Consider the following 23,117-nt stretch of genomic DNA (forward strand, 5'->3'; position numbering starts at 1 on the left):
GGGATTGGTTTTATTTCCAATCCCTCTACTTATATAAAGACAGTTTTTTTAGTATTTTTTACCTTCAATCTATCCGAAACAATTCTGTTATAATACACGTATATGCCATAGAAAAGGAGATCAGAGAGGAAATCATAGTGAAAATTATAGTGAAAATAAGAACAATGATCTTAACAATTACAGTTTTTTTAGTAATAGCCTTGTCGATAGGAAATGTATTTAATTTTGGTATTACGAATGGGGATGCATTAAAAGCCAAACAAGGAATACTAGATTTGAAAAATTATGATTTTAATGAGTATGGGCCCATTGAACTGAATGGGGAATGGGAGTTTGTTCCTGGGAGGCTTGTTGGTTCTGAATATTTTAGAGATAGAGAAAATCCTATTTATGTATCGGTGCCGTCACTATGGACTAAGTATCAGATCAACAATAAACCTGTCTCAAAGTACACAAGTGCCACATATCGATTAATAGTAAAAGTTCCTCCAAATGAACCTTTATTAGGTATAAAGACCTCTAATATTCGTATGTCTAATGCTATTTATATCAATGGAACAAGGGTTGGACAAAGTGGAATACCAAAAGAAGATATAACCTATTCTCCCCATAATACGCCTTATGCTGCTTTCTTTTACAACAATAACGATGATATGGAAATCATTGTTCATACAGCAAATTTCGACTATGCTTCAGGAGGAGGAATAATCGGTTCTATATACCTTGGAGATGAAAACGGGACCCTTAATCTAAGACAAAGTGCCATAACCTATGATTGGATTATAATCGCTGCCTTTTTTATGGCAGGTATTTATTTCTTAGGGTTCTATCTGCACTTTCGGAAAGATATCAGCCTTTTGTATTTTTCACTTTTCTGCTTCTCTGTTATTGTATATTCAGCAACACATGGAGAAAAGGTTTTACATTACCTATATCCAGGGATACCTTATGAATTATTTCAAAAGCTTCAAAGCACATCGAATTTGGCAGGGTTATTCTTGGTAGCTTATTTTCATACCACATTAAAAGCATTTTCTAACATAAAAATTGTACGTTGTATCATAATACTGGGAATTGGTGTGACGCTATCTATCCTATTTCCAGTCAACATCAATTCAAACTTAGAATCTGTTCATACCATCTATTTTATGATCACCCTGCTGTATGTGTTATACATTCAAGCGAAAGCAATCATGAAGGGAACGACAGGTGCTGGGCATTTATTCTTGGGTTCTCTAATATTAATCTTATATGCTATTGTAGCAACGCTTAACGTGATGAGAGATATTAAGATTTATATATTGCCCCCCGTTTTTCCATTTCTTTATTTACTAATGCTGTCCTTGTATATGGCAAATCGATTTACCGATACCTATCGGAAAAATGAAGAATTATCTGAGCAACTGTTACAGGTTGATAAATTAAAAGATGAATTTCTTGCAAAAACATCCCATGAATTTAGAACCCCTTTGTATGGTATTATCACGATTTTACAAACGATGCTAAATAATAATGTGGCCAGCACATTAACATTACATCAAGAAGAGAAGATCAAACTTGTGATCCACCAAGCAAAACGTCTTTCCAGTTTGGTTCATGATATCTTAGATCTTGCGAAATTGAAAAGAAATGAATTAAAGCTAGACCTCAAATCGATAGACTTGTGCGCTGCTACCTTTGTTGTCTCAGAGGTATTAGAATACATTATTAAAAAAGATATAAAAATCATAAATTTAATTTCTAAAGATACGCCATTGGTTTATGCAGATGAAAATCGCTTAAGGCAAATATTATATAACCTTATTGATAATGCAATAAAATATACAGATCAAGGTGAAATCAAAATATCCGCCATGCCAAAAGATGATAAAATAATTGTTTCCATTGAAGATACTGGGGTCGGCATTGAAGAAGAGAAATTAGATTCTATTTTTAATAGCTATGAGCAGGCAGGCGCTGTACCTCAAGAGATTCATGGTGTTGGCCTGGGATTAAGCATTGTGAAACAGCTGGTTGAGTTACAAGGCGGACAGATTTGGGTTGAATCTGAGTTTGGGAAGGGATCAACTTTTAGTTTTAGTCTACCTATTATAAATCAAGAAGCAGGGGATATTCGTCCAATAAAAGATGCTCATGATAAGGCTGTTGAATACACGCCCCATTATACTTTTCCTTATATAAAAGGAAATACAAAGCATAAGAAAATCATCATTGCAGACGATAATCATTCTAATCTGCGCATATTAATGGACGCTTTAGAATCCGAAGAATATTGTATTATTGCTGTCGATAATGGAGCGGATGTGTTAGAACAATTAGAGAATCATATGAATATACATTTGGTCTTGCTTGATATTATGATGCCGGGGCTTAGTGGCTACGAGGTTTGTCAGAAAATTAGAGAAAAACATAATTTGACAGAGCTACCTGTGTTAATGCTTACGGCAGCTATTTTGCCGGAAGATATGATCGCAGCATTTCAATCAGGGGCCAATGATTTTTTGCATAAGCCAATAGACTTAACAGAGCTAAAGATAAGAATGAAGAACCTGATATCCGTAAAAGAGTCTGCTCAAGCAGCGACCAATATGGAAATTGCATTTTTACAAGCACAGATCAAACCACATTTTATATATAATGTCTTAAATTCCATCATGTCTTTAAGCTACATGGATATTGAAAAGACACGCACCTTACTTTTAAATTTTGCTAATTTTTTACGAGGAAGCTTTGCATTTACAAATACACACATGCTAATTCCGATTCGTAATGAGATATCTTTAGTCAACTCCTATGTTGAAATAGAAAAAGCAAGATATCCTGATAAATTTCAATTTGAGATAGAAATGAATTTGAATCAAGATTGTATGATTCCGCCATTATTAATACAACCACTCGTTGAAAATGCCATTCAGCATGGTGTTAGCAGCAGAAAAAATGGACAAATCTGTTTGATGATGAAGCAAATGGATAAGCAAATTATGATTCGTATTACGGATAATGGCGTTGGCATGAAACAAGAAATCATCCATCAGATGCTTACGCAGGAGGCTAATCATAAAGGTAGGGTGGGGCTAATCAATACTGTAAAAAGGATTAAACAATATAGTGGAGGAAACATTGAAATCAAAAGTGAAGAAGGCGTAGGCACTAGTATAACTATAATATTGCCTTGGTATGAAGAGAAGGAAAAGGATGAGTAATATGTTAAAGGCATTGGTTATTGATGACGAAATACTGGCGATTCATTTGATAGAGAACATGTTAAAGGAAACAGCAGATATAGAAGTTGTAGGGACTTTTGAGCATCCAACAGATGCTTTAAAATCCATAAAGCAACTTGAACCAGATATCATTTTTTTAGATATTGAAATGCCTGATCAAAATGGAATTACAGCAGCTGAACAAATATTGGAAATTGATGAAAACATTGATTTTATATTTGTAACAGCCTATGACCAATATGCTCTGGATGCTTTTAGGGTTCATGCTACAGATTACCTATTAAAGCCTTTAGACAAAAAACGCTTATTTCAAGCTATAGAAAAAATAAAGAGAAGAAGGAAAGCCTCCTCCACTAAAGTACATCAAACCATGCACTTAAATGCTCAATTTATGGGTAATTTTGTTTTGTATAACAAACACGGACAACCTATAAAATGGAGGACCAAAAAAGTAAAAGAATTATGTGCATATTTATTGCATCATAAAGTGACCATGCATCGAATGCAGATTATTGAAGATTTATGGCCTGATCTCTCCCTTGATAAAGCAGCAGCAATACTGCATACCACGGTTTATCAACTTCGAAAAGAATTAAAAAGTAATGAATATCATGACCCGCTGCTTTATTCTGATGAAAGGTATTCCTTAAATATTGATATAACCTATGATCAAATTCAATTTTCTGGAAAGATAGAGAACTATATCGGTGATGATGAGAACCTATTGCGTATGATTGAGCATGCCATAAAGGGATACCTTGGCTATGAAGATTATAACTGGGCATTGCCCTATAGAGAAAAAAACAGAGAAGACTGTAAGCGGTTTTTTGAAGAATATATCCGATACTACAATAAGATAAAAATAAAACCCAAATTATGGATGGTCATCTTAGAAAAGCTAATTGAGCTCGATCCCTTTGGTGAACTTTATTACAAAGAGTTGATTCAATACCATATGGAATTAGGTAACGTGAGAAAAGCCTTCGATATTTATAAGCAATTAGAAGTATTACTTTGGGAAGAGTTGGGAGAGAAACCAAACGAAGAAACAGTAAGTGTATTACGAAGACAACTATATTAGCATTGCATTAGCACCCTAATGATTAGGGTGCATTTTTTGTCGAAAATGTTCAGACCCATAAGCTATGATGAACTATGATGCGAGAACTAGGTAATATATGTAGTCTAGATCATACATGTACATATCATATAGACCCTACTGCCGTGGTTTCTAGGCAGATAATAAAGGCAGCTTGAATAAAATGGGCATTTACCTGCTGAGTCTAATTAAAATATAACGATGAGCTTTTCAGTATGTCTAAGCAAGCTTAAATACTTCTGCAGGAGATTTGATTTTATTGTCAGAAGTACCATTATTTACGAGAATATGACCTATGAATGTAGCATATTTTACGGGAAAGTTTTCGGAAATATTTTCTTTTTAAAAAATGTAATTGAATAATAGCGCACATAGGAATATAATAAAAGTGAACATATGAATATATGTGCATATATTTAAGGGAGGATGATTAGATGGAAAAGGAAAAACAAATGATAGATAGCTGCAGTTGCACCATTATCCATGAGGATATTGTAAATAAAGTAAAAGAATCTATGCCCCAGGAAGAAAAACTGTACGATTTGGCTGAGCTATTTAAGGTATTTGGAGATACGACCAGAATTAAGATTCTATATGCCTTATTTGAATCAGAAATGTGCGTGTGTGACATTGCTGCACTTCTTGGTATGAATCAATCTGCCATATCCCATCAATTAAGGGTACTAAAGCAAGCTGGATTAGCGAAATTTAGAAAAGAAGGAAAAGTAGTTTACTATTCCTTAGATGATGAGCACATTAAAAATATTTTCGATCAAGGATTTATCCATATTACCCATAAGTAGTTTTAATAAATTTTAGTTGTTGGGAGGAAATAGAATGAGCACAGTAATTAAAAAAGAATTAATTCTAGAAGGTTTAGACTGAGCGGGCTGTACTTCTAGGATAGAAGTAGGAATCAATAAATTAGAAGGCGTTAGAGAGGCATCTTTAAATTTTATGACGAAAACCCTAGCTATTGAAATAGATGATGAGAGTAAAATGGAGTCTATTGTTGCAGATGCGCGAGATATCGTAAATAAATTTGAACCCCATGTTATTGTAAAGGAGAAGATTATTGATAAAGCGTCTAAAAAGACCCTGCTCCTTATGGGATTGTGTTGTGCCAACTGTGCAACGAAAATAGAAAGAGAAGTTAAGAATCTTCCAGGTGTAAAAGCAGCATCAGTGGATTTTGTAAATAAAAAGCTAACGATCGAAGCCAGCAAACGAGATATGGATAAAATTTTAATAGAGTCAGAAAAGATTGTAAAGAAGATCGAACCTGATGTTACTGTAGTTGATGAAAGCGAAAAGAAAGAGAGAACTGGGACTGATCAGAGACCCCATGAACATGAAGAAGAAAACCATAAAAAAGAAATGATTCGTCTATTATGCGGAGCTGCTTTGTTTGGAATTGCGATGATATTTAAATTCCCATTTTGGATTGAATTTGGGTTGTACCTAGTCTCTTATCTATTTATAGGGAGTGAAGTATTATTAAAGTCTATAAGGAATATAGCCAATGGGCAAGTATTTGATGAAAATTTCCTTATGACTATTGCAACCCTTGGTGCGTTTGCTATTCAGGAATTCTCTGAAGGGGTTGCGGTTATGTTATTTTATCAAACAGGAGAATTCTTACAAGATCTAGCTGTGAATCGTTCCAGAAAGTCCATAAAAGCCCTTATGGATATTAAACCAGACTATGCAAATCTAAAGGTTGGCAATGACACAAAGAAAGTATCCCCTGACGACGTTAGTGTGGGAGATATTATTGTAGTTAAACCTGGAGAAAGAGTACCGTTAGATGGTAAGGTACTGGATGGAAAGTCAATGTTGGATACTTCAGCCTTAACGGGTGAGTCTGTTCCGAGAGAAGCAGAAAGTGGTGACGATATTTTAGCAGGCTTTATTAATAGGAATGGTGTACTCACAATACAAGTAACGAAAGAGTTTGGGGAATCCACTGTAGCTAAGATACTAGATTTAGTGCAAAATGCCGGCAGCAAAAAAGCAGCTACTGAAAATTTCATCACAAAATTTGCTCGATATTATACACCAATCATTGTAGTTGCCGCCCTTGCCCTGGCACTTATTCCGCCATTGCTAATAGAAGGAGCAACTTTCTCCACATGGATCTATAGAGCCTTAGTATTCTTAGTAGTATCCTGCCCATGTGCCCTTGTGATCTCAATTCCCCTAAGCTTTTTTGGAGGAATAGGCGGGGCATCTCGAAATGGAATACTCATCAAGGGTGGTAACTACTTAGAAGCCTTAAATAGTATAGATACAGTAGTATTTGATAAAACAGGTACACTAACCAAAGGAGTCTTTAAAGTTACGGAAGCAAAAGGTGTAGATGGCATATCAGATGATGAGTTATTACAATATGCGGCCTATGCTGAAAGTTACTCCAATCACCCGATAGCAACCTCCATTCTTAAAGCATATGGTGCAGATGTTGAAAAAGATAAGATTGAACAGTATGACGAAATCTCTGGTCATGGTATTAAGATAAGATTAGAAAATAAAGAAATTCTTGCAGGTAATGGCAGATTAATGGAGAAAGAGCACATTCAGTATCAACCCATAGATGCCATGGGTACCGTAATTTACATGGCCATTGATAAAAAATATGCTGGATACATCTTGATATCTGATGTGATTAAGGAAGATTCAGCTGAGGCAATCAAGCAGTTAAAAGCTATAGGAGTTAGAAAAACAGTAATGCTCACGGGGGATAACAGTTCTGTTGCAGTTAAGGTTGCTTCACAACTTGGACTAGATGATTTCTACGCAGAGTTGCTGCCTGATCAGAAGGTCGAAAAAGTCGAGATGCTAGAAAAACAAAAAACAACAAAAGGGAAGTTAATATTTGTTGGAGATGGAATCAATGATGCTCCTGTATTAGCAAGAGCAGATATTGGCGTTGCTATGGGAGGATTGGGTTCTGATGCTGCCATCGAAGCTGCTGATGTTGTGATTATGACAGATGAGCCATCAAAGCTTGTGGATGCCATCAAAATTGCCAGAAAAACCAAAAGGATCGTATGGCAGAATATTATATTTGCCTTAGGATTAAAAGGGATAGTGCTTCTTCTTGGTGCAGGCGGGATAGCAACCATATGGGAAGCAGTTTTTGCAGACGTAGGCGTAGCCATAATTGCAGTATTAAATGCAATGAGAGTCATGAAAGTAGAAAGGTCATAGAAATCTTATAAAGAGAGACAAACTAATAAGGAGCCTTTAGGCTCCTTTGCTTTAGGAATAGTTTTGGAATATTAAATTTCAATAGACTAAAACTAGGAATTGTGTGTTTTGAAAATAGTCATTTATATAAACTTGCCTATATTTTTAGATTGAAGGAATTTTTAAGAAAATATAGAAATACCTATCAATATATTGAACTGTGACAGTTGTAATAAAATCGAGGGGGGGATGGATGTGAAGAGAATATTTACTATTATTATTTTAACCTTGATGTTTTCTAGTACATTTGTTGCTGAGGCTTTAGGGGCAAAAGTTGATTGGGACGGAGCCACAAAGACAGGAATAATCAATAGTAGTGAAGCGGTGACTAAAAATCAAGCAACCGACATTGTCCCAAATGGGGTCATAACCTTTGATGATAAGAGCTTCGGATATGTAAACGCCCAGATCTATGCAGATCCAGGTAGATATAATGGAAAGAAAGTTATCATTACAGGATTTGTCTTTAGAAGTCCCGATTTTAAAGAGAATGAATTTAAAGTAGCAAGAAAGGAATCAAGTGGATGTGCTGCAGATGCCTATGTATTGGGATTGGTGTGCCGTTCAGAAAACGCAGCTGATTATGAAAATGATCAATGGGTAACTGTTAAAGGTACGCTAGTGGTTACAAACTATGTAGACCCTAAGACCAACTTTGTGTATGAAGAAGTATATCTTGAGCCTGAGAGCATTGAAAAGATTGAGAACAGAACGGACTATTATATATATTAATAATATTTAAGAATTTAGAGCCTAACTAGGCAAAGTTTATAAATAAACCCGTCTAGATAGGCTCTTGCTATTATCATGAAAGTAACTATACAATAATTTCTTCTAGCCTTTCTTAAAGTACTAGGTAATCTTTTGTCAGGATATCCGTTTAGCTTTACTCTACAATCAAAACGTTCTAGTAAAGATCCATAAAAATATTTTGTTAATTCCTTAATTTCTTGGCAATTGGACATAAATACATCGGGATCTTCTTCATTATTATAATTGGATAGAATTTAAGGTGAAGAAAAAATTTTGTAAGATAGTGCCTTGACATTAGTACTAATTAGTACTATATTTAAAATATGAAAACTAAAAAAACCTACGGAGAACAAAACGATCTTAATCTAAAAACCCTAATTGCCTTATCAAGGAGTTTCCAATCTGTACACAAAAGAGAGATAAAAACTATTCGAGAAGGAGGTTTGACAGTAGCCCAGTTTGGTGTCCTCGAAATCCTATATCATAAAGGGGATTTACGGATATGTGACATCATTGAGAGAACCCTTTCTACAGGTGGCAATATGACGGTAGTCATCGATAATTTGGAGAAAGAGGGGCTTGTAGGAAGATATTCTGACCCTAATGACCGAAGAGCCAGTCTCATCAGTATAACTGAAAAAGGAAAAAAACTTGTGGAAGAGATATTTCCTAAGCATGTTGAAAATATTAGTGAGATTTTTGATGTGCTATCTTCTGAAGAAAAACAAAGTCTTATAAAATTATTAAAGAAAGTTAGTGGTGTAGAGATATAGCTGCACCTAATTTTTATATAGTATATTACTAATTAGTAATATACTATATAGTATCAATATAAAACATGAATGAGTTGGAGGAATGAAGGATGAATTACATGGAACATTTTATAGATAGTTTGGATAGTTTTTGCCAAGACTGTACAAACTATGGCACGCAGGATTGTAAAGGAAGAAAATGCAATATTGGTTTTGCAAAATATGTGGTTCAGTACGCCAAGGACAATGCTCAACCGATCTTAGAAGGTGGAGAGTATCTGATTCCGAAGAAGGATATACGCTATTATGACGAGATAAATGCTGCCCACAGTGTTGCTACAATATGTAAGTTGTGCAAAGATTGCAATGAAAATCATAATGAAGCATGTATCATTTCTTTAGCGAGACAATCTTTAGAAAGTACTCAAATAAAAGATACGGTAAAGTATCCAGGCAATGTATTAGGATATCTATTGAATCTATCAAAGGAAAGTCCCAAATTTGCCCAGCTTGTAAGTAATGAATATCAGAATTTCTAAAGGAGGAATCGACATGATAAGGGTATTAAAACACGAAAATATGGGAAAGAGTGATCTAGGTTGGTTAAAAAGCACATTTCACTTCTCTTTCGCCGAATACTATAATCCAGAGAATGTAGAGTTTGGCATATTAAGAGTGCTAAACGATGATCTTGTAGAACCCAACACAGGATTTGATACCCATCCCCATAGAGATATGGAGATCGTCTCCTATGTAGTTACAGGAGAGTTGACCCATGGAGATAGTATGGGAAATAAAAATATCCTCACCAGAGGGCAAGTACAATATATGAGCGCAGGAAAAGGTGTATATCATAGTGAGCATAACTTTGGAAAAGAAACCTTAAGATTTCTACAGATTTGGATTAAACCAGATATGAAGAACCATGATCCAAGCTACGGAGATTATCGATTTGAGTGGGAGGATAGAAGTAATAAATGGCTTCATATGGTTTCAAGTAAAGATGGAGGTGCTCCGATTAAAGTACATCAGGATGTAAATGTTTACTCCTTAGAACTAGAAAACGGAAAAGAAATCACTTTCCCTGTAAAAGGAGGTAGACAAGCATACTTAGTACAGATAGAAGGGAATTCAACCATTAATGGACTGACTATGGAAGAGAGAGATGCTATGGAAATTGTTGAGGAAGATATAGTTATAAAAGCAGACGATATTTCTCATTTTATACTTTTAGAAATGAAGAAGTCCAAATGATCTAAGAAAATGAGAAGAGAATAGGCTTCACGAGGCGAATACAATATCTGATGAAGAAATAGACGATAGTGCACGAGAATATGTAAAATATATTTATGATGCAAAAGCATACTAATTTGTCTCTAGCAAAGCAGGACCCCCACATTCAGTTTGGGGGTCTTTTTAAGCGACCGAAAATTGAAAGTTTGACTTTCAATTTTGGTTGGCGCCATGAGCAGTTGCGTTAGTGACCAGCGAATTTTACTACTATGTGGCAACCATCTGGATATAATATGTAAGGGAGAACCCCTTGGTTGACGAAGTACAAGTATAAGGATTTTTCTTTGTCATGTATTGTTTTGAATACAAATTGTTAGTATTTATCTAACTTTTTAAAAGCAACTATATGCATTATCATTTTAAAATATTGTATTACCAAACAGATAAGTGCGGTTATTATCCAATAATAATACGCACTTAAACCCGAATTAAAGAATAATAGTACCAGGGATAGGTTTACACCAAGGGTAATTAGGTGACTTGTTAGAAACGTTTTTCCTGCATACTTAAGATTTTTTATTAGACTTCCCAAATGGATAACAAAACAAGCAATTAGAATTATTCTATATAAATACATAAGTTCAGAAGTGAACCAAGTAGTTTGAAATACATGGTTTCTGTAGACAAGGTGTCTCATAACTCCCATCTTCTTATGTGATAGATTCTCTATGGTTGATACTGCCCCTACTAAAATAATCTGTATGAATGTAAATAGATGTATCAAGATACTATATTTTCTTTTCTGCTTCATTTTTAATCTCCTAGAGTTTAATTTGGAAAAGACAATACATCTGTATTGTCTTTTCCAAATTAAGAATTTGTTATTTATTGTTTGGTTCACCAGTTTCAATTGGATTCTGTGCGTCAGAACTCCATTCATTCCAACCACCATCATATAATGAAATATTTTGTAGTCCCATAACATCTGCGTATAATAGTACTTCCGCAGCTCTCCAACCCGTACCACAGAAGAAAGACAATCTTTGATCAGTAGTTATATTCCATTCTTTCCACATGTCTATAATCTCATCAGCATTACGCATGGTTGTGTCAATATTTTTGTAGTCCATTATATCATGTCCCCATTTACTACCAGAGGGGCGACCTTTACCTGTTATATAATCATACCCGGATGTTTTTCCAATATATTCATCCCAACTTCTAATATCAACAAGGATACTCTTCTCTTTGTCAGCAAGGATTTCTTTTGCAGTAGGTAAATCTACAATGTAATTTGGATTTGCTGGAACGGTTGTGCCAAATGCATCAACAGGTGTTTTTTTGTTTACTGTTGTTTCTACATTATACCCTGCATTTACCCAAGCCGAATATCCACCATTTAAAATTCTAACATCTTTTACACCCATGTATTTTAAAATAACGGCAACCCTACTTGCTGCCATAGTATCACTGCCGTAGAGGACAGTAGTCGTATCAGTAGTAATTCCGTTATTCAATGCAAATTGTTCTAATTGGTCTGCTGATTTACGATTCCAGATGGGTCCTTCTTCTACCTCATCGGTATTAATGTGAACTGCACTTGGGATATGCCCTTTGTTATACTCTTCAGACACTTCACCCCAGCTTACTTCAAATACTTTGTAAGGTAATCCATTGTTATTACTTTTTATCAGATCATTGATCCAGGTTGCTGGTACGAGCATGCTGTAGTTTGGGTAACTCTCCATAGGCAAGTTATCATCGGATGCCCACTCTTTCACGTTGTATGCATATAGGTTTTTATATCCTTTTGAAGCTAGATAGTCTGCAAGTTCTTTCGCATCATTTCCATTTGCATCATAGAGTACAATATTTTTTTCAGCTATGATACCTTTATCAGATAGGATTTTTTCTAACTTTTCTTCCTTGTCTGGATCAGACACTTTTAACCAAGCAGCTGCAAAATCTGTAGCACCTTTAATATGGCCGCCTCTTTTAACACCATCCAGCTGCCATCCGTTAAACGCATCATTTATTCTTGTATCAACTACTACCCAGTCTTCTTTTCCTATGTTTTGTTTTAATTCTTCAGTACTAATCGCACTTGCTTCTCCAACTTCCTGTCCCTCTGTAGCATTTACATTTTCCGTTTTTGTGTTTTTTGAGCATGCAGTAAATATAAATATACTGAAAAGTACAACTAAAAATAGTGCAAGATAATTTTTCTTATTTTTCATGGGATACCCTCCTTTTGATAGTACAACTTGTAATTATAGCTTTAGACAACTAAAAAGTATAATAGAAATATTTTATTAATAACGAGGTCTAATAAAAACTGTGAATGGCTAGTTTTCCTGGCAGGTACAGCAGGATTTAATATTTATTGTCACTTTGACATTCAATGGAAATAACTTTAAATTATATTGAGACTAATATCGTTTGTTTATTGAAGAGCCAACTACCAGAATCATGAAATATAGCCATGAATATGCCAAATATTTAAACATATTGAGTATATTAATGGTTATCAAAGAAATCATAAAAACATTCTATTAGACAGTGAAAACGCTGCCAAGTATAATCAATAACTGTGAAGTATATTTACAAAATTTACAAAAAGGGGGGCATATTGATATGAAAATTTTAAGATTAGCTTTAATAGTAGCATTATCTTTGCTTGTTTTTGCAGGGTGTACGAGTAATCCTTCAGATGTTGCTACAGATGAAGGTAGCTTGATGACAGTAGATACAGAGAAAAAGGAAGTTAGCATCCAAACAGAGGTAAATGGAAAATACTTTACTGAGCCAACTAGACATGGTGTGGTTTATAAAGATGGATCAAATGGGGAAAAGTCAGTTTTAAGGGGCTTAGTGAGTGAAAAAGAATTCCATCAAGCACTTCTTGATATTGGTGCACAGCCAGGTAACAATGTAACCCTTGAAGATATGGCTAAGGGGATTAAGGTGGAAGGAGATAAGCTTGATGTGACCGTTACATGGGAAGGACTTGGAAAAGAAATTCCTTTCGCAGATATCATTACTTCAAGTGATCCAAGACCTATGGATGTAAGATTTGGTGGAAATCTTGAAAGAGCAGAGCAAAAAAATACTGGCTGCATCTTATGCTTAGATAGTTGTGCAGTTGGAATCACAAGCAATAGCAGTTATGCCACTGGGGAATCCAACACAGTGAAATTTTACGGAAACAAAGAAGTTCTTCCAGAGGACGGAACAAAGGTTACTGTAATTTTTAGACTTGCACAATAATACAAAAAGACAAAGGTATTGGATGTATGTCCCATACCTTTTATTCTATGTATTGAATATTGATATTTACTTCAAAAATGGAGGCGTTCCGATGAAGTATTTTAAAATGCTTTATATTAGCTTTTTGTGGAGTGTTTTGTTTTCCGTCATTTGCTTTCAGAGTGAATGGTTAGAAATGAGGGTAAATATTGGACTGCTTGGGTTTGTTATGATGGTCGTTTTTATGTTGGCAGGGGTGCTTTTAGATAACAAGAAAGGCACTATGAACGATTTGTTGAATATGAAATTTGTATTTGTAAATCTAGTGCTGTCCTTTGGATGTATGCTGTTATTGTTAGGGCTAGAAAGAATATACGTACTGCCTGCAGCAATTATTCGGGAAGGATTACATATCAGGGGGGTAAGCTTTGCTGCTATAAATAGCCTAATACTTTCATTTCTTGTACTTGGTGCAGGCGCAATGGTTTTTAGTGAAAATATCCAAAGAAAATCAACTAGAGATAGTAGAATTCTTTTCAAGTAGTATAAGGGGGACACACGATAATGAAAGATATCAGAAGATCGACATGGATGAAAATAGGTGCTGTAATCGCTATCGTACTTATCTATTTATTTGTTAAGCCTGTAAAAGATAGTATAAACGAAGTAATCATCTTATTTAGTAAAGTAGATGTGGAGGCTGTAAAAGCTTACATATTGGCTTTTGGTATATGGGCACCTATCATTTCTTTTCTTTTAATGGTGTTTCAATCTATCGCAGCACCATTGCCAGCTTTCTTAATCACCTTTGCCAATGCGGGGCTATTTGGATGGGTAAAAGGTGCTATTCTATCTTGGTCAAGTGCTATGGCTGGGGCTGTATTATGTTTTTATATAGCTAGGTTTTATGGAAGAACAACAGTAGAGAAGCTTACCAGTAAATTTGCTCTAGAGAATATTGATGAGTTTTTTGAGAAGTATGGAAAGTATGCAATACTGATTGCTAGATTGCTTCCATTTATTTCTTTTGATATCGTCAGCTATGCAGCAGGGTTGACATCCATGAGTTTTTGGGCGTTTTTCTGGGCCACAGGAATAGGTCAGCTGCCTGCTACCATCGTATATTCCTATGTAGGAGGAATGCTGGTAGGTGGTGTGAAGAAGTTTGTATTTGGTCTTTTAATATTATTTTCCCTCAGTGTAATGATTGTATTATTCAAGAAAATCTGGAAAGATCGAAACAAAAAACAAGAAACACCCAAAATATAGGCAAAAAGCTGAGGATTATTGCCAAAATGGAGCAATCTTTTTATATCATGTGAATCTTTCAAAGGAATGATATGGATGCAGATAAAGTTTGACAGTGAGGTAAGCAAGCTGTTGAAAGAAGAAAAGGAAAAATGCATAGGATGCAAGCTGTGTATGAAAAATTGTCCCATGCTTGGGCAATATTGCAAAACACCGAAGGAACTTCTGTCCCGAATGGACGAAGGACAGCAAGTGGAGGTTATCATTCCCTATTCCTGTGCTCTATGCGGTTATTGTACCCAGGTATGCCCTAAGCAGGTGGACTTAAATAAGGTTTTCTTTAAATTGAGGATGAATATTGTAAGGGATACTGGAAGGGTTCCTGAAACTATCAATTATCGACCTGTTCAATTTCATCAGAAAAGCAGCTTTTCAAAGTTGTTTACAACAGAAGTAACAGGGCTAGAAGCAGGAAAAAAGAGGAGCGTTTTTTTTCCTGGATGTAGCTTAACAGCATACAATCCAGATTTGGTGATGAAAACCTATGATTATCTGAGGGAAAAGCGGCCAGAAACTGGAATCATGATGAATTGTTGTGGAAAGCCTACCTATTCCATGGGAGATATGAAAAGCTTTCACAGGTTTTACGCGACAGTCCAAAGCAGCTTTGATGTCCAGGGGGTGGATGAGATCATTGTAGCCTGCCAAAATTGCTACAAGACCATGACGCAATATAGTCCAAAACAAAAGGTAACTTCATTGTGGGAAGTGATTGCAGAACTTGGGATTCCTGAAGATAAAATGAATAGAGGAAAAAGTATTCCTATTACCTTTGCCATTCATGATCCGTGCCCAACAAGGAAGGAGACGAATATTCATGATTCGATTCGAAAGATTACCCTGGAGTTGGGCTTGAAAATAAGGGAAATGGAGTTTTCAAGGGAGAATACATTGTGCTGTGGATCTGGTGGGATGCTAGGCATTACCAATAAGGATTTAGCTATTCATCAAATGAAAAAGAGAGCAAATCAAACGGAAGAAGATTATATTGTGACCTATTGTGAAGAATGTGTTGAGTCTATGAAGCATGGAGGCAAGAAGGCGATTCATATACTCGATTTTCTTTTCGATGATGAAATATACTTGAAGAAGATATATCATCAAGGTCAGCTAAGCACCTTGAAAAAGTGGTCTAATCGGTATGTGGCGAAACGAAAGGTGAAGAAATTGAAGTTAGGGGGGAGAGTCAGTGGAAATCAAAAAAGGTAAAAAATCAATGTTGAAATATGGAGCTTTCTTATTTATAGTGACAGTTGTGATTTTTCTATTAAACCGATTCAATCTTTTTAAAGATTTTACACCACAACAAATAAAAGAATATGTGCATTCTTTTGGTGCCTTAGCACCAATCATCTATATCATCATGTTTACCATTGTGCCATTGACTCTATTTCCAGACTCGGTTCTTGCCATCGCTGGAGGCATGTGCTTTGGACTATTCTGGGGATCAATTTATACGATGATAGGAGCCCTGTGTGGAGGAACCCTTTCTTTTTATATTTCCAGGCTCATTGGAAAGAACTTTATCAAGAACATCCTCAAAAAAGATTTGGGAGAGTTAAGCAGCAGTATTGAGGAAAAAGGATTTTTCATTATTTTATTGCTCAGGCTTATCCCCTTATTTCCATACGATATCATAAGCTACAGTGCAGGCTTATCAAACATTAGGTATAGAGATTTCCTCTTGGCAACGATCTTTGGTACAATACCAGGTATCATTGTGTTTACAAATGTGGGAGATAAGGCTACAGATGTGGGTTCAACTGGATTTTACATATCTATAAGCCTGTTGGTTATTTTGTTGCTTGCATCTGTAGGGCTAAAGAATAAAATTTCTTTAAGAAGAGTGGAAGAAATGAAATAGGAAAATATTTATTTTATAAGGAGATTCAAAATGATCGATACAAGACTGCGGGGTAAATTTCAACCGGCCTTTGATGTCATGGCAGCAAAATTAGTGAAAATCCATTTAAGACCCAATGTGATTACTTGGGCTGCTTTTGGAGCAGGTATACTAGCCAGTGCATCCTTGGCCATGGAATGGATGATTTTGAGCATTCTTCTGCTTTGGCTCTCAGGATTACTGGATGTATTAGACGGCACAGTAGCCAGACTCACAAGGAGTGCATCCAGAGACGGTGCCTATATGGACTTAATACTCGATCGAATGGTGGAAGCCGCCTATATACTAGGCCTTGCCTATAGATTCCCCCAGGCCTATTTCGCCTATTTGCTTTTTTATATTGCGGTGATTTTTAATTTTACCACCTTTATTGTTGCAGGAGCGCTATTTGAAAACAATGGAGCAAAGAGCATGCATTATGATGTAGGGATTGTAGAGCGAACAGAAACTTTTTTAGTTTTTACCTTACTGGCGCTGTTTCCTTCTCAGATATTTCCGATACTAATGACTTTTAATGTTGTCATTTTCATTACGGGCGTAATTCGATTTAAGAGGGTGCTTGCCTATAGCAAGTCGTTAGGCTAAGGCGTATTTTTTTAGAAACAAAAACTGTTGATGATGATAATAGACCGATAAGGAGTGATAAACAAATGAAGAGATTGAAAAAGCTAGGCGTTGTACTGATGATCATCTTTATGTTAACCGGCTGCAGCGCAGGCACGATGAATAAACTTGAAGAAGCGAAGTTAAATACATGGGAAGATGTACTAGCCCAAGGAAAGAACAAAGAGGTAACCATCCTGATGTGGGGCGGGAATGAAAGCGTGAACAAGTATATGGATGGATTTGTTAGTACAAATCTCAAAGAAAAATATGGTATTACCTTGAAGAGAGTGCCTATGAATGCACCAGAGTTTATGAGCAAATTACTTAATGAGAAAAAAGGAAATGTAGATCCAGGAACGGCGGACTTGGTATGGATCAATGCAGAGAACTTTAGAACTGCAAAGCAGGGGGGGCTTTTGTGGGGACCTTTTACAGATTTATTGCCAAACCTTAAACAATATTATGATTTAGAGGCATCGGACCTCCATTATGATACGGGAATTGCTATAGAAGGCCATGAAGCGATTTGGGGAAGAGCCCAACTGGTACTTACTTATGATTCTGCATATGTAAAAGAACCACCAAAATCATTTAAGGAATTGATGGCTTGGGCAAAAGCAAATCCAGGCAAATTTACGTATCCTAAGCTTCCCGATGACTTTGTTGGAGCAGCATTTATCCGAACAGCTTATTACGAACTAACTGGAGAAAAGGATATTTTCCAGCAAGAAATGACCCGAGAAGAATTCAATGAACTCTCAAAACCTGTAGTGGCATATTTTAAGGAACTGAATCCATATTTGTGGAGAGAAGGGAAAGCTTTTCCAGTGTCTCAAGCCCAGCAGGATGAATTGTTCAAAAATGGGGAAGTATACATGACCATGGGCTTTGAAATAGGGAAGACGGCAGGCCAAGTGAAGGCAGGGGTATATCCTGAATCTGTGAAGACCTATGTCTTTGATACAGGTACAGTGGGGAATTCCCATTATTTAGCGGTTCCATTTAACAGCCCAAATAAAGCGGCGGCTCTTTTGGCGATCGATTTTCTACAGAGTCCGGAGGCTCAGTTGGAAAAGATGAAGCCAGAGGTTTGGGGGGACATGCCTGCGTTTGATACCAATAAATTAGATGCAGCGATAAAAAGCCAATTGGAAATGTTAGAATCTGAGCCAGCTTCACCCAGCATGGAAATGCTGACAAAGGGAAGGTTACCTGAAATGCAGGCCCAATATATTGATTGGATTAAAGAGATATGGACGGAAGAGATAGGAGGCTAGGAATGGCCCCAAAAAAGAGCATACCCTACTTGCTCATACTGCCAATTGTCCTCTTGTATGGAATTTTCATAGGAGGAGGACTCATCGGAATTGTCCAAGAAAGCCTGGGGCACATTCCCGTTATTGGGTTAGAAGGGTTTACGATGAAGTATTATCGTTTAATTATTTCACAAAAATATTTTATAAAAAGCTTTCTGTATTCAATCTATATCGCTTCAGCTGCTGCTGTGATTGCAACGGTATTGGGGGTAATGATTGCCTATGCTTTTGTTATGTGCCAAAGCAAGTCGATTCAGAGAATTGTAAAAAAGGCTTTACAATTTGGATTAATTTTACCTTATCTTTATGGCATTTTTTTAGCTATGATCCTATTGAATCAGACGGGATTCTTTGCTAGATTATTGTATAATACTGGCGTCATAAGAGAATCTGCTAGCTTTCCAGAACTCATTTTTGACAGGAAAGCCATTGGAATCATATGGGTGTTTGTGTTTAAAGGAACACCCTTTATTGCGCTTTTTGTGATGAATGTGATGGCTAGGATTGGCAATACCTATGGGGATGTGGCAAGATCATTGGGTTCGGGGAGTTTGACCATACTAAGGAAGATATATCTACCCCTATCCTCCAACAGCATCATATGGACTTCCAGTATTATCTTTGCCTATGCTTTAGGTTCCTTTGAAGTGAATTATTTATTGAGCAGCATCTCGCCAGTGCCCATATCAGCCAAGTTGTACAGTTTGTTTATTCATCCAGATCTTACGGTGATACCACAGACAATGGCACTCAGTGTTATGTTGTTTGTCATTGGAGTCAGCCTGGTGGGGGTATATTCTTTTTTATTAAGGTTCGTGTTAAAGGGGAGAGCAGGATGAGAAAAACATTTCTAGTGATCATAAGTCTTATCATTATTTTTCCTATGTTCATAGTGCTGCTTTTGTCCATGTTCTCTTATTATCGATTTCCTCTAATTTTTCCTCAAAATTTTACAAGCGAATTTTGGAAGTCGGTAGTATTTGAAAATCCTTTGTTAGTCTCTAGCTTAGCAAACAGTGTAGTGCTTGCAATATGCAATGGAATTTGTTCTACCGTGGTAGGAATCATGACTGCTAGAGCATTGGTAAGGCATGCGTTCATAGGAAAAAAGGCGGTCAAGGCATTTTTTACCCTTCCCCTCTTTATCCCAGCTATGGCGCTGTTTTTGGGGATTCATTCTGTCATGATCAGGCTTCATTTGATGAATCGATGTTCGGGAATTATATTGGCCCATATGTTAATTTCCATTCCCTATGCAATCAATATATTTATCTCGTTTTTTCAAGGGATTAATCAAGATATGGAGGATGTGGGGAAGACCCTAGGATGTACACCTATTTCATTATTTATAAGAATTGTTTTGCCCCTCATCATGCCAGGTATTTATTTATCTTTTTCGATTAGCTTTTTAATTTCATTCACTGAGTATTTTTCAACATTTCTTATAGGTGGGGGAAAGGTGATTACCTTCGTTACCATGATGTATCCATATATCCATAATGGGGACTTAGGGCATGGAGCGGTTTTGGGCTTAATATTTATCGGCATAAATGTATGTATTTTTTATCTTGCTGAACATTTATCCAAGAGAAAATTAAAAATTGAAAACTACTTATTTGAATAGAAGATTCGTGAAATGATCGATATGAAGACAGGGAACAGCCACGACTGTTCCTAAAGTAGAGTTTTCAAACCGAAGAGGCAGGAATGTGATCATATGAAAATAGACTTACAAAATATAACAAAAAAGTATGGAGAAGACAAGATATTAGAGGATGTGAATATCCAAGTAAAGGAAGGCAGACTACTTTCCATCTTAGGGGCTTCAGGTGCAGGAAAAACAACGATTTTAAAAATCATATCTGGTTTGGTAAGACAAGATGAAGGAAGGGTAATGATTGATGGGATGGATATATCAGACTGTCCTGTTGAAAAACGAAACATAGGATATGTATTTCAATCTCCTTTATTATTTCCACATATGACGGTGGAAGAAAATATTCGGTTTGGGTTGGAAATAAAGAAGTGGCACGGTGGGAGAGCCAAAGAAAGAATAGGCCAGCTGCTAAAGCTACTTCAAATTGAGGGATTGGAAAAAAGAATGCCCTCCATGATCTCCGGAGGACAACAACAGCGGGTTGCAATTGCTAGAGCTTTGGCTCCAGAGCCAGAGATTCTATTAATGGATGAGCCTTTTTCCAGCCTAGACCCAACCCTTAGGTATGAAATGGGGGAACTAATCAAAGAAATTCAGGAGAAGTGTAACCTCACTGTTGTATTTGTAACCCATGATCGAAATGAGAGTTTAGCACTTTCCCATGAAATTGCCATATTGATAGATGGAAAAATAGCGCAAATGAATAGCCCTCAAAACATATACAATAAACCATGCAGTAAGGCGGTAGCTCAGTTTATGGGATCTTGCAATTTTATCTCTGGAAAAGTTGAGGGAGGAACCTTTTATAGTAATTTAGGAGAGTTTAAAGCAATAAATGAGCAAGACGGAGAAAAAACATTATTCATAAGACCAGAACAGATCAGAATTGATGGGGAAGGCAAGGAATTTATCATCAAGTCATGTAAAAGCATGGGCAAAGAGGTTATTTATACTGTAGGAACAGAAAACGTAGAGTTGTTGGTAGAGACCATAGGACATAAAATTTTTGAGATAGGTCAACATGTTGGATTATTATTTCCTCAAGGAAATCTGCATTTTATGATGAATGGCTAAGGGAAAACACGAAAATACACATAATCATTGGGGTTAGAGTCGGTGTTTGGCCGATCGAGTAAAATAGATTGTTTGAAAAGGTGCATGAAGGTAATTTCAATTTAATGAATCCATTCTGCCAGATTCGATATTCTTCTAATCCAAACCTATAGAATTATTTATGCCCTCTATACTAATCTAATTATATTTTGGGCTTTGCTTAAAAAGATGTTGAGAATGATATAATTCGTATATTAGCTATTTCACATTTGTTGAATTTTACGAAGAAAAAATACTAAGTTGATTTAAGCCGGCTGCTATGCTAGAATGGATATGTAAGTTGCAACTTATAAATTACGAAAAAGTTTATATAGTTCAGTTTTCTAGGGTTCCGCAGTTTGTAACTGGCTGGTCCGAGAGAAAACACACAGGTAACTGTGTACACGGAAGGATAAAAGCCTGGGAGATATTTTTATAATATTTCTTTGGGCTTTTTTATTTTACTTATTATAAAGTACTGTCATGAAATATTCTTATGGTGAACGCAAATACTGATTTTGGAAGGAGTAATTATGGAGTGGTTTTATTTGGTGGTAGCGGGAATTTTTGAAGTAGGTTGGGCCATCGGTTTAAAGTATTCCCAGGGGTTTACAAAAACACTGTCTAGCATACTAACCATTATAGGAATGGCTGCAAGTTTCTATTTTTTATCATTGTCTTTAAAAAGTCTGCAAATAGGTACTGCATATGCAATTTGGACAGGAATAGGCACTATTGGTACAGTATTGTTAGGTATTATTTTGTTTAAGGAACCCATTAATATCATGCGTATAGTTTGTATAGTATTCATAGTTAGTGGAATCGTTGGTTTGAAATTAGTATCAATTGAATAATCATTGACGCTAATTGAAAATAGATAATTTATTACACTATAAAGAAGTAAAACAGGTAAAAATCAGAGTTATCTTATTACAATATTGAGGAGGTATTTTAATGAAAAACTTTATTATTGAGGATGATTTCTGGAGCATATTTCCTAATGCAAAAATAGGGGTTGTTATTTGTCATGGTATAGATAACTCTATAAAAGATAAAGAACAATATAATGAAATGCTCTTAAAGGCAGAACAAGAAGCATTAAATTATTTACAGGATTCGGAATTTAGCAATAATGAGGTAATAAAAACATGGAGAGAAGCATTTCAAAAATTTAAAACAAAGAAAGGTGCAAGGTCTTCAATTGAAGCATTACTAAAACGAGTTTATAATGGAAATCATATAGGAACTATTAACCCTTTGGTGGATATTTATAATTCTATTTCGTTAAGATATGCATTGCCTTGCGGTGGTGAGGATATAGACAAATTCGTTGGCGATATTAGATTGACGAAGGCAGGTGGAAATGAAGAGTTTATTCCATTAGGTACAGATGAAAATGCACCTCCATATGAAGGCGAAATAGTCTACAAAGATAATAATGGAGCAATTTGCAGATGCCTAAATTGGCGTGAGGCAGTAAGAACAATGCTTACTGAAAGTACAAATAACGCTCTACTATGTATTGAATTAACTGATGAAAAAAGACGAATAGAATTTGAAAGTGCTTTGAAGGATTTAGCAAAAACAGTACAGGATAATCTAGGTGGAACATGTAAGATATCAATTCTTGATATTAATAGTAAAGAAGTATCAATAAAGTAATTTAAGGAGGATAAGGT

20 protein-coding genes, 1 pseudogene and 1 riboswitch are annotated in these 23,117 nt (G+C 35.9%); of the genes and pseudogenes, 20 read left to right on the top strand and 1 reads right to left on the bottom strand.

Annotated elements, in window-relative coordinates; all coding sequences use genetic code 11:
* Positions 1-137 precede the first annotated feature (137 nt).
* The 8 genes and pseudogenes from HNQ80_RS07725 to HNQ80_RS07760 all read left to right on the top strand — a co-directional run bounded on the left by HNQ80_RS07725 (position 138) and on the right by HNQ80_RS07760 (position 10,331).
* Entirely contained in the window at positions 138-3,203 is a 3,066-nt protein-coding gene (locus tag HNQ80_RS07725; protein WP_207726913.1) for an ATP-binding protein, read from the top strand.
* Positions 3,196-4,305: a response regulator gene (locus tag HNQ80_RS07730; RefSeq protein WP_184309860.1), complete on the top strand. Its 1,110-nt coding sequence runs from the start codon at positions 3,196-3,198 to the stop codon at positions 4,303-4,305. The genes HNQ80_RS07725 and HNQ80_RS07730 overlap by 8 nt, the downstream gene beginning before the upstream one ends.
* Positions 4,306-4,757: 452 nt before the next feature.
* Positions 4,758-5,126: an ArsR/SmtB family transcription factor gene (locus tag HNQ80_RS07735; protein WP_184309862.1), complete on the top strand. Its 369-nt coding sequence runs from the start codon at positions 4,758-4,760 to the stop codon at positions 5,124-5,126.
* 34 nt (positions 5,127-5,160) lie between these two features.
* Positions 5,161-7,533 (top strand): annotated as a pseudogene (locus HNQ80_RS07740) (heavy metal translocating P-type ATPase).
* Positions 7,534-7,767: 234 nt separating this feature from the next.
* Complete coding sequence (locus HNQ80_RS07745) at positions 7,768-8,304, top strand: TIGR03943 family putative permease subunit (RefSeq protein WP_184309864.1); 537 nt, start codon at positions 7,768-7,770, stop codon at positions 8,302-8,304.
* Positions 8,305-8,648: 344 nt separating this feature from the next.
* A complete protein-coding gene (locus HNQ80_RS07750; protein WP_184309866.1) occupies positions 8,649-9,098 on the top strand; it encodes a MarR family winged helix-turn-helix transcriptional regulator in 450 nt (149 codons plus the stop codon).
* Positions 9,099-9,187: 89 nt separating this feature from the next.
* Positions 9,188-9,616 carry a hypothetical protein gene (locus HNQ80_RS07755; protein WP_243183044.1) on the top strand — a complete coding sequence of 143 codons (429 nt, stop codon included), beginning with the start codon at positions 9,188-9,190 and terminating at the stop codon, positions 9,614-9,616.
* Between the two features lie 13 nt (positions 9,617-9,629).
* Positions 9,630-10,331 (top strand): pirin family protein, encoded by a 702-nt coding sequence (locus HNQ80_RS07760; protein WP_184309868.1) that lies wholly within the window; start codon positions 9,630-9,632, stop codon positions 10,329-10,331.
* 860 nt (positions 10,332-11,191) lie between these two features.
* Here HNQ80_RS07760 and HNQ80_RS07765 read toward each other — a convergent pair.
* On the bottom strand, positions 11,192-12,547 hold the full coding sequence (locus HNQ80_RS07765; RefSeq protein ID WP_184309870.1) for a rhodanese-like domain-containing protein: 1,356 nt from the start codon (positions 12,545-12,547) through the stop codon (positions 11,192-11,194).
* A gap of 397 nt (positions 12,548-12,944) precedes the next feature.
* On the opposite strand from HNQ80_RS07765, the gene HNQ80_RS07770 reads away from it, so the two are divergent.
* The 12 genes from HNQ80_RS07770 to HNQ80_RS07825 all read left to right on the top strand — a co-directional run bounded on the left by HNQ80_RS07770 (position 12,945) and on the right by HNQ80_RS07825 (position 23,100).
* Positions 12,945-13,577 carry a YdjY domain-containing protein gene (locus tag HNQ80_RS07770; protein WP_184309872.1) on the top strand — a complete coding sequence of 211 codons (633 nt, stop codon included), beginning with the start codon at positions 12,945-12,947 and terminating at the stop codon, positions 13,575-13,577.
* Positions 13,578-13,668: 91 nt separating this feature from the next.
* Complete coding sequence (locus HNQ80_RS07775) at positions 13,669-14,100, top strand: hypothetical protein (protein ID WP_184309874.1); 432 nt, start codon at positions 13,669-13,671, stop codon at positions 14,098-14,100.
* Between the two features lie 20 nt (positions 14,101-14,120).
* Positions 14,121-14,825 (top strand): TVP38/TMEM64 family protein, encoded by a 705-nt coding sequence (locus HNQ80_RS07780; RefSeq protein ID WP_184309876.1) that lies wholly within the window; start codon positions 14,121-14,123, stop codon positions 14,823-14,825.
* A gap of 75 nt (positions 14,826-14,900) precedes the next feature.
* The gene (locus HNQ80_RS07785) at positions 14,901-16,073 is read left to right on the top strand and encodes a (Fe-S)-binding protein (protein ID WP_184309878.1); all 1,173 of its coding nucleotides are present in this window, start codon (positions 14,901-14,903) and stop codon (positions 16,071-16,073) included.
* The gene (locus tag HNQ80_RS07790) at positions 16,054-16,728 is read left to right on the top strand and encodes a TVP38/TMEM64 family protein (protein WP_207726914.1); all 675 of its coding nucleotides are present in this window, start codon (positions 16,054-16,056) and stop codon (positions 16,726-16,728) included. The genes HNQ80_RS07785 and HNQ80_RS07790 overlap by 20 nt, the downstream gene beginning before the upstream one ends.
* 30 nt (positions 16,729-16,758) lie before the next feature.
* Entirely contained in the window at positions 16,759-17,352 is a 594-nt protein-coding gene (locus HNQ80_RS07795) for a CDP-alcohol phosphatidyltransferase family protein (protein WP_184309880.1), read from the top strand.
* A 65-nt stretch (positions 17,353-17,417) separates the two neighbouring features.
* Positions 17,418-18,650 carry an ABC transporter substrate-binding protein gene (locus HNQ80_RS07800; RefSeq protein ID WP_184309882.1) on the top strand — a complete coding sequence of 411 codons (1,233 nt, stop codon included), beginning with the start codon at positions 17,418-17,420 and terminating at the stop codon, positions 18,648-18,650.
* Positions 18,651-18,652: 2 nt separating this feature from the next.
* Positions 18,653-19,528, top strand: a complete 876-nt coding sequence (locus HNQ80_RS07805) for a hypothetical protein (RefSeq protein WP_184309884.1) — start codon at positions 18,653-18,655, stop codon at positions 19,526-19,528.
* The gene (locus tag HNQ80_RS07810; protein ID WP_184309886.1) at positions 19,525-20,313 is read left to right on the top strand and encodes an ABC transporter permease; all 789 of its coding nucleotides are present in this window, start codon (positions 19,525-19,527) and stop codon (positions 20,311-20,313) included. Before HNQ80_RS07805 ends, HNQ80_RS07810 begins: the two co-directional genes overlap by 4 nt.
* 93 nt (positions 20,314-20,406) lie before the next feature.
* A complete protein-coding gene (locus HNQ80_RS07815) occupies positions 20,407-21,420 on the top strand; it encodes an ABC transporter ATP-binding protein (protein ID WP_184309888.1) in 1,014 nt (337 codons plus the stop codon).
* Between the two features lie 351 nt (positions 21,421-21,771).
* Positions 21,772-21,867: riboswitch (guanidine-I (ykkC/yxkD leader) on the top strand.
* Positions 21,868-21,971: 104 nt separating this feature from the next.
* The gene (locus tag HNQ80_RS07820) at positions 21,972-22,292 is read left to right on the top strand and encodes a DMT family transporter (protein ID WP_184309890.1); all 321 of its coding nucleotides are present in this window, start codon (positions 21,972-21,974) and stop codon (positions 22,290-22,292) included.
* 100 nt (positions 22,293-22,392) lie between these two features.
* Positions 22,393-23,100, top strand: a complete 708-nt coding sequence (locus HNQ80_RS07825; protein WP_184309892.1) for a B3/B4 domain-containing protein — start codon at positions 22,393-22,395, stop codon at positions 23,098-23,100.
* The last annotated feature ends 17 nt before the right edge of the window (positions 23,101-23,117 follow it).

This window comes from Anaerosolibacter carboniphilus (assembly GCF_014205875.1).
Lineage (GTDB): Bacteria > Bacillota > Clostridia > Peptostreptococcales > Thermotaleaceae > Anaerosolibacter > Anaerosolibacter carboniphilus.

Coding starts and splice junctions, on each gene's coding strand:
- HNQ80_RS07735 (WP_184309862.1), top strand. CDS start 4,758: ATGGAAAAGGAAAAACAAATGATAGATAGCTGCAGTTGCACCATTATC.
- HNQ80_RS07775 (WP_184309874.1), top strand. CDS start 13,669: ATGAAGTATTTTAAAATGCTTTATATTAGCTTTTTGTGGAGTGTTTTG.
- HNQ80_RS07810 (WP_184309886.1), top strand. CDS start 19,525: ATGAGAAAAACATTTCTAGTGATCATAAGTCTTATCATTATTTTTCCT.
- HNQ80_RS07730 (WP_184309860.1), top strand. CDS start 3,196: ATGAGTAATATGTTAAAGGCATTGGTTATTGATGACGAAATACTGGCG.
- HNQ80_RS07755 (WP_243183044.1), top strand. CDS start 9,188: ATGAATTACATGGAACATTTTATAGATAGTTTGGATAGTTTTTGCCAA.
- HNQ80_RS07815 (WP_184309888.1), top strand. CDS start 20,407: ATGAAAATAGACTTACAAAATATAACAAAAAAGTATGGAGAAGACAAG.
- HNQ80_RS07800 (WP_184309882.1), top strand. CDS start 17,418: ATGAAGAGATTGAAAAAGCTAGGCGTTGTACTGATGATCATCTTTATG.
- HNQ80_RS07780 (WP_184309876.1), top strand. CDS start 14,121: ATGAAAGATATCAGAAGATCGACATGGATGAAAATAGGTGCTGTAATC.
- HNQ80_RS07795 (WP_184309880.1), top strand. CDS start 16,759: ATGATCGATACAAGACTGCGGGGTAAATTTCAACCGGCCTTTGATGTC.
- HNQ80_RS07825 (WP_184309892.1), top strand. CDS start 22,393: ATGAAAAACTTTATTATTGAGGATGATTTCTGGAGCATATTTCCTAAT.
- HNQ80_RS07820 (WP_184309890.1), top strand. CDS start 21,972: ATGGAGTGGTTTTATTTGGTGGTAGCGGGAATTTTTGAAGTAGGTTGG.
- HNQ80_RS07760 (WP_184309868.1), top strand. CDS start 9,630: ATGATAAGGGTATTAAAACACGAAAATATGGGAAAGAGTGATCTAGGT.
- HNQ80_RS07765 (WP_184309870.1), bottom strand. CDS start 12,547: ATGAAAAATAAGAAAAATTATCTTGCACTATTTTTAGTTGTACTTTTC.
- HNQ80_RS07785 (WP_184309878.1), top strand. CDS start 14,901: ATGCAGATAAAGTTTGACAGTGAGGTAAGCAAGCTGTTGAAAGAAGAA.
- HNQ80_RS07750 (WP_184309866.1), top strand. CDS start 8,649: ATGAAAACTAAAAAAACCTACGGAGAACAAAACGATCTTAATCTAAAA.
- HNQ80_RS07770 (WP_184309872.1), top strand. CDS start 12,945: ATGAAAATTTTAAGATTAGCTTTAATAGTAGCATTATCTTTGCTTGTT.
- HNQ80_RS07805 (WP_184309884.1), top strand. CDS start 18,653: ATGGCCCCAAAAAAGAGCATACCCTACTTGCTCATACTGCCAATTGTC.